The organism is Methylobacterium sp. P3_A11 (genome assembly GCF_056403155.1).
The window spans coordinates 17103-30177 of record NZ_JBFUGA010000072.1 but is presented as its reverse complement, the minus strand read 5'-3'; the positions used below and the strand labels follow the sequence as shown (position 1 = coordinate 30177).

Genomic DNA, 13075 nt, shown 5'->3' with positions numbered 1-13075 from the left:
TGGCCCGCCATTTCGCCCCGTTCTGATGCCGCCAGAGAATGGCCGAGAGTGTGCGTTGCAGGTCCTGCGGTGGCGTCTTGGCCTTCGGACGGCACGCCTCGACCAGCGGCTCCAGCTCAGACCATTGCGCGTCGCTCAGCATCATCCCTCCTGCCTTGGAGAGACGAAAACGCAAGCCCCGCCAGTCCGTTCAGGCGACGACAGGCCCTAGTCCGAGTACGTCCGCATGGAGTTCACTGCCCTGCGGAGCCAGGCCAAGGAACTCGTCAAGGCGGCCCCGTCTGCCAAGGCGGCCTAATCAGATCTGTCACCTCCACCCTCTGCGCCTCGGACTGAGGCGCAGAGGATTTCTGTGACATGGGCAGTAGCGCAGTGGCGCGTCGGCGTGGTGCCCAGACTTGGGCGCCGATGAAGGAAGCTGCCCCTGGCGCTGCGCAGCCGAGCGAGAACATTGCCGTTCTCATGTCGTCCGGCGCACCTGAGATGCTGCCGATCGACAGAGACGCGCAGGGGCACCCACCCGACGCTCCAGTCTTGGTGGAGGCCTTGGCCTCCATCCACGACAAAGCCTCGGTCGATGTGGCGACTGAACTGATGCGGTGGATGCCCCCCACCGACCGGCATCTCGTATGCCTGACGGTTGTATCGGAACCGATCATAGGGGTCATCGATGACGACGATCAGCATGTTGGCAGTCGATCTGTCGAAGGGCAGCTTTCAGGTCTGCGCCGTAGGTCCGGACGGGACGGTTCTCTATAACCACGCGCTGTCGCGCTCTCGATTTGCCGCACTTCTTGCCGATCAACCGGCCTGCGTCGTGGCGATGGAAGCTTGTGCGACGTCGCATCACTGGGGTCGTGTGGCCCAGAAGAGCGGTCACGAGGTCCGGCTGGTGCCGGCGGTCTACGTGAAGCCGTTCGTCAAACGCCAGAAGAACGATCGTGCAGACGCGGAGGCGATCGCCGAGGCGGCCGCGCGCCCGAGGATGCGCTTCGTGGCGGTGAAGAGCGCCGAGACGCAGGGCCGCGCGGTGGCGTTCCGGACTCATCAGTGTCTGGTCCGTCAGCGCACGCAGCTGATCAACGCGCTACGCGGCCATCTGGCCGAGTTCGGCGTCGTCGCTCCGAAGGGGCCGGCAACCCTCAAGGTGCTGGAAGAGGCTCTAGCCGACAAGGGCGCCGATCTGCCCGTCGCGGTGCGAGCGATGGGGACTATCTATCTCGACCAGATCGCGGGGCTGACGCAGGTGATCGAGCGGCTGGCCGACGAGCTGGAGACGGCCTCGCGGACGGACACTGATCTGCGACGCCTATGCACGATCCCGGGGATTGGCCCGGTAACCGCAGGGGCCGTCGCCGCCTTCGCTCCCTATCTCGACACGTTCGACAGCGGACGCAACTTCGCCGCCTTGCTCGGTCTCGTGCCGCGGCAGCGATCCACGGGCGGCAAGGCCAAGCTCGGTTCCGTCAGCAAGATGGGCCAGACCGATATCCGACGGCTGCTCATCATCGGGGCCATGAGCGTGATCCGCTGGGTGTTTCGCAAGGGCGGGAGCGCGAACCGCTGGCTCGCGACCCTCGTCACGCGCAAACCGAAGATGGTCGCGGCGGTCGCGCTCGCCAACAAGTTGGCGCGGATGATCTGGGCCGTGACGACGAAGCAGGAAGATTACCGGATGGCGTGACCGGAGCCCCGAGCGGGCGAAGGCACGTCGTGGCCGCGAGGCCGGGGCAAGCGATCGACGAGGAGTAGGCGACACGGACTTCGAAGTTCAAGGCCGGGACATTCAGACCCGGGGCTCGAGCGCATGCAGCTATCTGAACCGATGTGAACCCAGCCTTCCGAACAGCATACCGGCCCGTGGAGTCATCGAAGGCCACATCGTGAGGCCTGACACACGTCCGATCGAAGACCCCGCCGAAACCTCAAAGATCATGCTTGCCAAACAGGGGGCATCCACACACGCCTCGGGTTTTCCGGAGGCGATTTGGTTTGGATAATGCAGCCAAGGCTTGCACCTCGATTTGGGCATAGTAGCGCGCTTCGGCTTCAGCGGGAGGCACGTTGCCGATCGGTTCGAGCAGCCGACGGTGATTGAACCAATCCACCCATGCGAGGGTGGCGAACTCGACGGCTTCGAACGACCGCCACGGGTCATGCCGATGGATGACCTCGGTCCCGCGGTGATCGTCGATAAAGGCGATCATCGCTTGAACGTGCGGTCGAGCTCTGCCTGGGCAAAATACACCGATGATTTTCTCAGGATCTCGTTGGCTTGCCGGAGTTCACGGTTCTCCCGCTCTAGCGCCTTGATCCGCTCGCGCTCGTCCGTCGTCGGGCCCGCTCGTTGGCCCTGGTCCCGCTCGGCCTGGCGTACCCAATTCCGCAGCGTCTCGCCCGAGCAGCCGATCTTGGCAGCAATCGAGCGGATCGCCCCCTACTGGGAATCATGCTCGCCCTGGTGTTCCAACACCATCCGCACAGCGCGTTCACGAACCTCAGGGGAAAAGGGTGGGGTTCGCTTCGTCATGGCTCCATCCTCGCAAGAGTCGGGGCCTCCGGAAAACCCGGCACGGTTCAAGTCGGCAATGGTCTTGAAGTCGGGGGCGAGGCGGCCGGTCAGCCACATCAGCTCGACGTTGCGGCCGGCCTCACGCTCCAGACGGCGGCTGGAGGCGCCTTGGTTGAGGTAGCCGTAGAGGTAGAGCTTCAGCAGTGTCGCGGGATGATAGCCGGGCCGACCCGTCGCGGCCGGCATCACACCGGCAAAACCAAGGGCCGCGAGATCGAGTTCGTCCACGAATAGGTCGACGACACGAACCGGATTGTCTTCGGATACGAAGTCGTCCAGGCGATCCGGTAGCAGCGTGACTTGATGAAGATCCGTACCTCTAACGAACCGCGTCATACAAGCCTCCACCGTTACGCAGAGACTACCAGAACCACAGCGTTTTCACACAGCCTCGGTGGCGAACGGAAGTTGGATCAGCGCCTGGAGACAGACCTTCGGCTTAGCGCCCAACCCAGCCATTCAGCTGGCTGTCACGACGTCCCATTAGCGGACGCTGCCAACTGTGATCGGCCATTTGAATATAGGTGGCATACGGAATGTCGCGCAGTGTTGCCGCTGGGGGCAATCGGCGGCGCTGGTCCCCGTTGCAAAGCTCTCGATACAACTTTGCGCGATGGCGTCCGGAACCTTGGCTTTAAGGACCGATTATATCGACGCGGCCACACTTGGTGTTTCAGTCGGAGACGAACGATGCACGTTGACAAGCTGCTGATTGCATCGTGCATGCTCACGACAGCTGGCGCGAACCTGGCCTCCGCCCAGTTCGTCGATCCCTTCAAGGTTTTGGAAGAGGCGAAACGTGATCGCCTGGAGCTGGATAAGCGGCTTGCACGTGAAGCGGCGGAACGGCGGCAAAAGGACCAGGCAGAGCAAGCCGCGAAGCTGAACGCGCAGCGCAAGCTCGATTAATAAAAATCTGCGGCGTTGAGTACTGCTCCTGCATTCGCGTCAATAGAACAGGCTTCGGCTTCCCAGAATCCTGCACTTAGCCCCGAACTGTGCAACCCGCCCGCTGCATCCGGCAATGTTGTAGGTGGAACCTTCGAAGCTAGCCAGACGAGGATCCCGGCGGCTCCCGAGATTGTGGCAGTTGTAGCTGCCCCGCCGGAGCCGGCGGATAGCACTACCCACAGTACACTCATCCCAAATCCGAGCACTCGTCCTCCGAGCACAACTGACGGACCGGAGGTGCCAATCTCGGCAATCCTGGCTCCCGATCCTCTGAACGCCCCCCTGGTGCCTCCGGACCCCGCCCGGAACACCGCCCGCTGGCGAGGTCACGAGGCCCGCTGTTGCAGCTCCGGCACGCGTAATGATCACGGTCGACAAGGCCGCTCAGCGCATGCGGGTGACGGTTGACGGAAAGGTCCGGTACTCCTGGGCGGTCTCAACGGCACGAGCGCCGTACAGGACGCCGGCAGGCACGTTCCGCCCCCTGTGGTTGGCAAAGGTRCACTACTCCAAGGAGTGGGATGACGCCCYGATGCCCTACTCCATCTTCTTCACAGCTGCTGGGCACGCCATCCACAGCAGCCGCGCGATACGACAGCTCGGGCGACCAGCGTCGCACGGATGCGTCCGACTTGCGCCGTCCCATGCTGCCGCGCTGTTCACSCTYGTGCGMKCWGAGGGSSCRRGCACGACCAMGGTYGTSGTCACCAAYGGYGAGGTGGCAGGAAGAGYAGCACGGGGCCGCACAGCCGACGTGCGTGCTCATCATAGGCCGCGCTCATCGTCTGATATTTAGCCAGGTTGGACCCGGTGGTGGCCTGACCAAGTAGTAGGGCGGCTCTGKGCATSCCCGCGCGGYYRYAGAGCACGTCAACGCGCAACGGAKCKCAATYCCMGYGGGACGCGTTACAGCCGCGTCCTGATCATGCCGAAGYTGCTCCTCACACCAGCGGTCGCGCTCAGCGCCGTCGTTCTCGCGACGCCTRCCTGCGCTGGGCCTTCTGAGAGCTCGASCGAGACCGTGGAGCAGGCGCTCTGCCGCCTCATCGAGGACTCCGCTAAGACCCGCGGCCTGCCGGTGCCRTTYYTAACKCGGCTGATCTGGCGCGAGAGCAGCTTCCGCGTCGGCGTCGTGAGCCCARCTGGSGCGCARGGKGTGGCGCAGTTCATGCCAGGGACCGCGCTGGAGCGTGGCCTGCTCGACCCGTTCGACCCTGAACAGGCGATCCCGCACGCAGCGCATCTTCTAGTCGACCTCAAGCGCCACTTCGGCAATCTTGGGCTCGCAGCTGCGGCCTACAACGGTGGGGCGCAGCGTGTAACGAACTGGCTATCGGGCAGCGGCGACCTGCCGGCTGAGACCCGCGCCTCCGTGCACTGGATCACCGGCAGCCCGGCCGAGGAGTGGCGCGGCGGCACGGGCAACGAGGCTGGCCCACCGGAGGCCAAGCGTACGGGTGAACAGAACAAGCTCAGCAAGTCCGCCGAAGAGTCGCAAAAGGCCAGTCCGCCTGAGGTAGCTGCCGCCAAATCGAACGATCAAGAGCGCAAGGTCAGCGCCGCGGGGAAACCGAGAGCCGCGCGTCAGGAGCCGCCGCAAACCTGCTTGCAAGTGACCGCAGCTCTTCGGATCCCGTCCCGGGCTGACCGCTTCGCCGAGCGCCCCCCCTCGGGCAACGACCGGTATGCCCGCGGTCACGGTACCAGCCCTGTCGAGAAGCCAGTCCCGCCGCCTTGGGGACCCTGGGGCATTCAGCTGGCGGCCAACTTCTCCAAGGCGCTTGCCTTGCGGACCTTCTCACAAGCGCAGGCGACATACGCCAACGTTATTGGTCAGACGCGCCCGATGGTCATCGGCACGCGACTGCGCAGCCGAGGGACGCAAGCGTTCTGCCGGATCCGCATACCGGCTGAGAGCCGGGAGCAGGCTGACGCGCTATGTTCTAAGATCCACACCGTGGGTGGTGCCTGTATCGTTCTAAAAACATGAGCACTCGATTTCAGTGGTTTGTGGAACGTTGCGGGAGTGCGTCTAATGATTGTGAAGTAGCATGTAGATGCGCCTCAGGGCCTCAACAATCTCAATTGGCGATGCTGCCTCAGCCCCACGCAGCTTTCCTAGCTGGAAGTTAGAAATATGGATCACGGGTTTGCCCATGTCAGCGGCAGGCCTCCTCCAAAGTGGACCAGCGGCTTCCGGCCGGTCGCTGGATCGCCGGTGCGCGCTGGACCGGACGTTCGGCTTTGCGCCCATCCCAGCCATTCAAGGGACCCCGAACACTCCTCGATAGAGGACATTTAGCGTGACGGCTGCGATGTCGAGCCATCCGAATAAGTTTTTGGTTGTGGAGCGTTGTTGGAGCGCGTCTGATGATCGTGAAGCAGCACGTGGATGCGTCTCATAGCTTTAACGACCTCGATGGCCAGCGCTCGCTCAGCCTCGCGTAGAGGTTCCTTCCGGAGGTCAGAGAGACGGATTTCCGCCGAATGCAGGAGATTTGTGCTCTCACTGACGTAGCCGTCGCATTCGCCAAGGCTGATCGGCCGAGTTTTTTGAGTGCCCATGTTATATTCTCCCGAATACAATCTGGCATGTCGCTGCAATCTCTTTCGAAGGGATGCTGTCCTCCGTGAATTCGGCACGCGCTTCGGATCGCGCGTGCACAGAGTTTGGATCTGAACGCTCTGCGCGCGTCGAGCGGCGATCGAGGCAGCAAGGCTCTATGCACGAGATGTTTGGCATCTCCGAGGCGCTGCAGATCGGACTTCAGTCTACAGTGATCCAGATCTTGGAGCTTTAGGACCGCAGTGCCTTCACGTCTTCGGTGGTGAGGCCTTTGCCGCCAATGCCCCAGTTACCGCTGCGGAGTTCCTGTATGCGTACCCAGGTCACTCCACGCATTGCTTCGCCCTCAATTGCGACCATGGCGTCGGTGACCTTCTCGATCATGTCTCTCTTTTGGTCCGCCGAGAAGACGCCTTCGATCAACTGGATATCGACGAGTGGCATGGCTGTGTTCCTTCGTGTCGGCCCCGCTAGAGCCGTGGCTTGCAAGCACAGTCCTAACCTGGCTTCCTAAGCTGAAGCTTGGAGGCGGTCTGGAGAAATCGAGGAGAGTTCGTGGAGATGTGCTAGCTTCTGCCGCTGCACGCGCCCGCCCAGGGAGGGCCTGCGATGCTTTACCTCTTCGACGCGTTCGAACTCGACGCTGACCAGCTCGAATTGCGCCGCAACGGTGTGATCGTACCGGTCGAACGGCAAGTATTCGCTGTGCTTCACGTTCTCCTTGAGAAACGCGAACGTGTGGTCACTAAGGAGGAGCTTGTCGAGAAAGTATGGAGTGGCCGGTTCGTCTCCGATTCCGCCGTTTCAAGCCGCGTTAAGTCAGCTCGTCACGCCCTTGGGGACGATGGGAAGGATCAACGTTTCATTCGCACCCTGCACGGTCAGGGCTTCCGCTTCGTCGCAGACGTCAGGATCGTTGCCCCTCAATGCATGATGCAGCTGACTGAGCCCAGGTTGGAGCAAGCGCCGTTGAGGCCTGCTGGGCAGGCCAAGCCGTCAATCGCCGTCTTTCCGTTCCGGCTCATCGGTGCCGCCGACCTGCACTCGGCCTTTGGCGATGCTGTTGCTCACGATCTGATCACCGAGTTGGCCCGATTGCGGTGGCTCTTCGTCATCGCTCGTGGCTCGTCGTTCCGCTTCGGGCCTGATGACCTCGATGTCTGCGGTGCCGGCCAGATGCTCAACGCGGGCTATACTCTTTCAGGCCTTGTCGAGGCTTTCGCGAGTACAGTGACGATCGTAGTTGAACTGACAGATGTAAGAACCGGCGGCATCCTTTGGGCGGACCGTTTTTCGGACCGGATCGACAACATTCACTCAGCCCGAGCTCGTATCACTGCAAATCTTATCGCGGCGCTCGAGATCCAGATTCCATTGAACGAGGCAGCGGTCGCGAGCCTGACTGCGCCGAACTATCTGGATGCATGGTCCGCCTACCATCTTGGTCTCAGGCACCTGCATCGGTTCAACAGCCAGGATAACGCAGCTGCGGCCGCACTCTTCAGACGCGCCATCGGCCTTGAACCTGGGTTCGCACGGGCCAGTGCAGGCCTGTCCTCAACGCACTTCCAGAGTGCGTTCCTACGTTACTCGGGAGACCCGAACGGGGATGCAAAAGCCGCTAGGCACTTTGCTGAACGCAGTGTGGAATTAGATGCGCTCGACCCGTTCGCCAACTTCACGATGGGTCGGGCGTTCTGGCTCACGGGCGAGGTTGAGCGCAGCTTTCCCTGGCTGGAGCGATCCACAGCGCTCAGCCCCAACTATGCGCAAGGCTTCTATGCCCGAGCTTGGGCCGATGCGATTTCCGAGCGAGCGCTCGACGGGGGCGAGCATGTCGATTTGGCGATGTCCCTCAGTCCCTTGGACCCATTTCTCTACGCAATGTTGGCAACCCGAGCTCTCACCTGCCTGATTCGGGGTGATACCGCGGAGGCGGCCGTCTGGGCTGACAGAGCAGCGCGCTCACCCGGTGCTCACGTGTTGATCTCGCTCATTGCTGTTGTCGTCCACTCGTTGAACAAAGATCCTCAGCGCGCCAGAGCCTGGGTCGAAGATGTGCACAGCCGCCGCCGCGACATCTCTCAGGCTCACTTCTTCGCTGCGTTTCCATTCGGGGATGGCGAACTTCGCCGTCGCATGGCAGAGGTCTTGGCGGAAAACGGCTTTTTCTAATCTCGGCGCCGTCTATGCCGCCGGCAGCCGCCAGTTTTCGCTCGCCGTGCAAGCCATTTTGAGTGACGCCAATCCTGGATCGCCTGTGAAATATCGATAGCCAAATTGTCGGCTTCCTTATTTGTCACCAGAAATTCGCCCCCTGAGCTCCTGACAGATTGAGTTTGCAGCCATCGTACTGGTGACTTTCCGTTCCGCTGGAGCAGACAAGGGTTTCGACCACTGTGGTGTTCAAGCCGCTGTCCGCAGCGTTGGCTACCAGCGGCTTTCGGCCAAGAGGAGGCGTGCGCCGCGTGCCTGGGGCACTGCGAGGCCGTCGCAACGTTTTGAAGCAGGCGCGGCTATGTCATGCTTCTTCGTCCGCAGAACCGGTTTCAAAGCGCAGCCGGGTTACGCAGCCCCGGGCTGGTGCCGTGTCGGAACGAGGCCAGCATGTCCGATGATCGCTACCACAAGAAGGCGCTTGGCAACCGCCCGCTCCATCCCGAAACCCTGATGCTCGGCTATGGCTACGATCCAGCCCTATCCGAGGGCGCAGTGAAGCCGCCGGTCTTCCTCACATCGACCTTCGTCTTCACCTCGGCCGAGCACGGCAAGGCCTTCTTCGACTACGTCTCCGGGCGGCGCGAACCCCCGGTGGGCGCGGCGGCGGGGCTCGTCTACTCGCGCTTCAATCATCCGAACAGCGAGATCGTCGAGGATCGGCTAGCCGTGTTCGAGGAGGCCGAGGCCGCGCTGGTCTTCTCCTCGGGCATGTCGGCGATCGCGACCACGATCCTGGCCTTCGCGCGGCCCGGCGACGCGATCCTGCACTCGCAGCCACTCTACGGAGGCACTGAGACGCTCATCTCCAAGACCTTGGCGGGTTTCGGAATCGCGCCATTCGGCTTCGCCGATGGAACCGACCCGGCGAACGTGCGCGCCGCGGCCAACCAAGCCGCTGAGGCCGGACGCGTCAGCGTCGTCGTGATCGAGACACCTTCGAACCCGCTCAACACCCTCGTCGATCTCAGCCTGATCCGCGAGGTCGCCGACGAGATCGGCGCCCGGCAGGGCGGTGAGGCTCCGGTCGTGGTCTGCGACAACACCCTCCTCGGTCCCCTCTTCCAGCACCCACTGCGCCACGGCGCCGACATCTCGGTGTACTCGCTGACGAAATACGTCGGCGGCCACTCCGACCTGATCGCCGGCGCTGCTCTCGGCTCAGCAGCGCGGATAAGGCCGGTGCGACTGCTGCGCTCAGCCATCGGGACGGGTCTCGACCCGCATTCCTGCTGGATGCTCGGGCGGTCGCTCGAAACCCTGACGCTGCGGATGGGGGCTGCCAACCGCAATGGCGAGATCGTCGGCCGCATGCTGGCTGCGCATCCGAAGGTGGCGGGCCTTCATCACCTCGCGCATCTGGAGCCCGGATCGAAGCAGGCTCAGGTCTATGCCGCCCAATGCGCGGCGCCGGGTTCGACATTCTCGTTCGACATCGTCGGCGGCGAGGCGGAGGCATTCCAAGTCCTCAACGCTCTTCAACTGTTCAAGCTCGCCGTTAGCCTAGGCGGCACGGAGTCGCTCGCCAGCCACCCGGCCTCCACGACCCATTCAGGCGTGCCGAAAGCCGTCCGTGATCGCCTTGGCATAGCGGATGCGACGATCAGGGTGTCGATCGGGATCGAGCATCCCGACGATCTAGTCGCCGATCTCGCCGCGGCCCTCGCTGTCCTCGGCTGAGCGGCGCTCAACCCGCGTGGCATGCGATCCTTCGGCAACGCCGTCCGAGTGGCGCGACCTGAGCCAGAACCGACTTTGAGACTTTCTCAAAGGCGGACCTTCGGCATTGCGCCCATCACGGCCGTTCAGCCAACTCCGGCGCGCTCTCCGAAGCGGACACTCCAGCTGCTCAGCCTTCAAGTCCAAGAAGCACCCATCCGCCTCGAACGACGCCGCTCCCCGCGAGCAACAGTGCTTGTCGCGCCGAACGGTCCCAGCATCATTTAGGACGAGGACGGCCAAGAGGCGGCGTGGCGGGCATGCGGCGCCTGGGAGGAGCGGCTTCGCAAGGTCGCGGAGACAAGCGACCGGGCCAGCGATGCCCTTGAGCCAGGGGGCAACGCGTGCGGGCACACGACACAGAACCGTTGAGCCCAGGCTGGGTTTCAGTCGCGGCCGGTTCGTAGGGATGCGCCCCTTCGTCCCGGACGCGCCCAGGCGGATGCCTGTCCGCGGCGGAGCGGCGCGCAATCGCGGCGGAGCCCACGCTTCCACCGTCACGCCCGGCGGGGGTCACGGTGGCTGAGAGGCAGGGCGCCGGCGGCGCCACGGCCAAGGAGGCCGACGTAAAGGCGAGCCAAGCGGGCGAGTCTCCCACCGCGCCTGCCCGTCGACCCAGGCCGAGCTCGGCAACGGAGTGGGCGGGCCGGACACGCGGGAAAGCGTCCACGGGCGCAACGCTTCGGCGTCTGGCGCGTACCCTCGACGGGCCTCTTCCAGGGCCGGCGAGGAGCGAACCGAGCATGATGCATAAGCCCCTGCGCGAGCAGGTCATCGTGGTCACGGGCGCGTCGAGCGGCATCGGACTCGCCACGGCGCGCATGGCCGCGGAGCGTGGCGCCCGCGTGATGCTCGCCGCCCGCAGCGGGGAGGTCCTGGCTCAAGTCGCCAACGAGCTCGGCCCTAAGGCCGACTTCGTCGTGGCCGACGTGGGTCGTCGCGCCGACGTCCAGGCCATCGCTGACAAGGCCGTGGCGACGTTCGGCGGCTTTGACACCTGGGTCAACGTCGCCGGCCTGACCGTCTACGGGCCCTTGCGCGAAATCGCCTACGAGGACCACGAGCGCCTGATCCAGACCAACCTCTGGGGTACGGTGAACGGCTCGCTCGTCGCCGTTGAACACCTGCGCCAGCGTGGAGGCGCGCTGATCAACGCCGGCAGCATCGCGTCCGACCTCGCCTTCCCGTTCCAGGGGCTCTACGCGACCTCCAAGCACGGGGTGAAGGGCTTCACCGACACCCTGCGCATGGAGCTCATCGCCGATGGCGCACCGGTCTCGGTCACCCTGGTGAAGCCCGCCTCTATCGACACGCCGCTGCCGCAACGCGCCCGCAACTACATGGACCGCGAGCCCACCCTGCCGCCGCCGATCTACCCGCCTGAGGAAGTGGCCAACGCCATCCTGCACGCCGCCGTGCACCCGCAGCGGGATATCTTCGTGGGCGGCGGCGGCAAGGCGTTCGTTATGGGCAAGCAGTTCGCGCCCGGCGCCTACGACGAGCTCGCCCCGGCCATCATCGCCTTGCAGAAGCGGTCCGAGTGCCCACGGGACCCGCGAGGCGCCCTCCATGCGCCCCGGCATGCCGGTGCGGTCCGGGGCGACCCGCCGGTCTACGTCATGCGCACCAGCGCCTACACGCGAGCCACCCTGCACCCGCTCGCGACCGCCGGCGTGCTCGCCGCCGGCCTGGCCGCCACGGCCGCCGTGATCCTCGGCACCCGGCCCTGGCCGCGCCGGCGCTGACGAAGGGGCTAGACCGCGGCCGAACCCGAACGGCGTCCGGCGCTTCTCCCCGATACCGAAACCCTACGAATGGAAGTAACCGACCATGAAAGCACTCACGTGGCAGAGCCGGGGCAAGATCACCTGCGAGACGGTGCCGGACCCGAAGATCGAGCACGGGCGCGACGTCATCATCAAGGTCACCGCCTGCGCGATCTGCGGCTCCGACCTGCACTTGATGGGCGGGTTCATGCCGACCATGGAATGCGGCGACGTCCTCGGCCACGAGACCATGGGCGAGGTCATCGAGGTCGGGCGTGACAACCACAAGCTCAAGGTCGGCGACCGCATCGTGGTGCCCTTCACCATCTGCTGCGGCGAATGCCGCCAGTGCCAGTGGGGCAACTGGAGCTGCTGCGAGCGCACCAACCCGAACGGCAAGCTCCAGGCCGAAACCTACGGCTACCCGCTCGCCGGCCTGTTCGGGTTTTCCCACATCACCGGAGGATTTGCCGGCGGCCAGGCTGAGTACCTGCGGGTGCCCTACGCTGACGTCGGCCCCATCGTGGTGCCTGAGAGCCTTACCGACGAGCAGGTGCTGTTCCTCAGCGACATTTTCCCGACCGCCTATCAGGCCGCCGAGCATTGCGACATCGGACCGGAGGATACGGTGGCGATCTGGGGTTGCGGCCCGGTCGGCGTGCTCGCGGTCAAGTGCTGCCTGATGCTGGGCGCCAAGCGGGTCATATCCATCGACAGCGTGCCCGAGCGCCTGGCGCTCGCCCGGGAAGCCGGCGCCGAGACTATCGACCTGTCCAAGGAGAAAGTGCAGGACACGCTCATGGAGATGACCCACGGCCTCGGCCCGGACTCGGTCATCGAGGCGGTCGGCATGGAGTCGCACGGAGCCGACACCACGCTCCAGAAGGTGTCCTCCGCCATCATGGAGCACACGGTCAGCCTAGAACGACCCTTCGCGCTCAACCAGGCGATCCTGGCCTGCCGTCCGGGCGGTAATGTCTCGATGCCCGGCGTCTTCGCCGGTCCGGTCGGTCCCGTCGCCCTCGGCGTCCTGATGAACAAGGGCCTGACCCTGAAGACCGGCCAGACCCACATGGTCCGCTACATGAAGCCGCTGCTGGAGCGCATCCAGAACGGCGAGATCGACCCGTCCTTCATCATCAGCCACCGCTCAACGAACCTGGAGGATGGCCCGGCGCTGTACGACATGTTCCGGGACAAGAAGGACAGCTGCACCAAGGTCGTGTTCAAGCCGCACGGCTGACGCCGCCCAGGTCAGGGCCGGGAACGGCCCGCAACGCATGA

10 protein-coding genes, 3 pseudogenes and 1 other annotated feature are annotated in these 13075 nt (G+C 64.2%); of the genes and pseudogenes, 8 read left to right on the top strand and 5 right to left on the bottom strand.

Annotated elements, in window-relative coordinates; translation table 11 throughout:
* The coding region (locus AC1DXK_RS20825; protein WP_477298894.1) for a transposase at window positions 1-142 on the bottom strand (142 nt) is incomplete at its 3' end.
* Window positions 143-670: 528 nt separating this feature from the next.
* Here AC1DXK_RS20825 and AC1DXK_RS20820 point away from each other — a divergent pair.
* Entirely contained in the window at window positions 671-1684 is a 1014-nt protein-coding gene (locus AC1DXK_RS20820) for an IS110 family RNA-guided transposase (protein ID WP_457107569.1), read from the top strand.
* Window positions 1685-1982: 298 nt separating this feature from the next.
* Here the strand turns inward: AC1DXK_RS20820 and AC1DXK_RS20815 are convergent.
* From AC1DXK_RS20815 to AC1DXK_RS20805, 3 pseudogenes are all read right to left on the bottom strand, one after another.
* A pseudogene (locus AC1DXK_RS20815) lies at window positions 1983-2174 on the bottom strand (IS3 family transposase); the annotation flags it as partial.
* Window positions 2153-2249: a sequence feature (AL1L pseudoknot), on the bottom strand. It overlaps the preceding pseudogene by 22 nt.
* Window positions 2181-2530 (bottom strand): annotated as a pseudogene (locus tag AC1DXK_RS20810) (transposase); the annotation flags it as partial. (Overlaps the previous feature by 69 nt.)
* A gap of 42 nt (window positions 2531-2572) precedes the next feature.
* Window positions 2573-2908: pseudogene (locus AC1DXK_RS20805) on the bottom strand (transposase); the annotation flags it as partial.
* Between the two features lie 354 nt (window positions 2909-3262).
* Between AC1DXK_RS20805 and AC1DXK_RS20800 the strand changes: the two are divergent.
* From AC1DXK_RS20800 to AC1DXK_RS20790, 3 genes are all read left to right on the top strand, one after another.
* Window positions 3263-3481, top strand: coding sequence for a hypothetical protein (locus tag AC1DXK_RS20800; RefSeq protein WP_457107568.1), 219 nt, complete (start codon window positions 3263-3265; stop codon window positions 3479-3481).
* A 403-nt stretch (window positions 3482-3884) separates the two neighbouring features.
* Complete coding sequence (locus tag AC1DXK_RS20795; protein WP_477298888.1) at window positions 3885-4319, top strand: L,D-transpeptidase; 435 nt, start codon at window positions 3885-3887, stop codon at window positions 4317-4319.
* A gap of 129 nt (window positions 4320-4448) precedes the next feature.
* Window positions 4449-5513 (top strand): lytic transglycosylase domain-containing protein, encoded by a 1065-nt coding sequence (locus AC1DXK_RS20790; RefSeq protein ID WP_477298886.1) that lies wholly within the window; start codon window positions 4449-4451, stop codon window positions 5511-5513.
* Window positions 5514-6320: 807 nt separating this feature from the next.
* On the opposite strand, the gene AC1DXK_RS20785 is transcribed toward AC1DXK_RS20790, so the two are convergent.
* Window positions 6321-6533, bottom strand: coding sequence for a tautomerase family protein (locus AC1DXK_RS20785; RefSeq protein ID WP_457107565.1), 213 nt, complete (start codon window positions 6531-6533; stop codon window positions 6321-6323).
* 165 nt (window positions 6534-6698) lie between these two features.
* Between AC1DXK_RS20785 and AC1DXK_RS20780 the strand changes: the two genes are divergently transcribed.
* The 4 genes from AC1DXK_RS20780 (at window position 6699) to AC1DXK_RS20765 (ending at window position 13034) form a co-directional block, all read left to right on the top strand.
* Window positions 6699-8264, top strand: a complete 1566-nt coding sequence (locus AC1DXK_RS20780) for a winged helix-turn-helix domain-containing tetratricopeptide repeat protein (RefSeq protein WP_457107564.1) — start codon at window positions 6699-6701, stop codon at window positions 8262-8264.
* A gap of 432 nt (window positions 8265-8696) precedes the next feature.
* A complete protein-coding gene (locus AC1DXK_RS20775) occupies window positions 8697-9986 on the top strand; it encodes a cystathionine gamma-synthase family protein (RefSeq protein WP_457107563.1) in 1290 nt (429 codons plus the stop codon).
* A 782-nt stretch (window positions 9987-10768) separates the two neighbouring features.
* A complete protein-coding gene (locus tag AC1DXK_RS20770) occupies window positions 10769-11770 on the top strand; it encodes an SDR family oxidoreductase (RefSeq protein WP_457107562.1) in 1002 nt (333 codons plus the stop codon).
* A gap of 85 nt (window positions 11771-11855) precedes the next feature.
* Entirely contained in the window at window positions 11856-13034 is a 1179-nt protein-coding gene (locus AC1DXK_RS20765; RefSeq protein ID WP_457107561.1) for a zinc-dependent alcohol dehydrogenase, read from the top strand.
* Window positions 13035-13075: the final 41 nt, after the last annotated feature.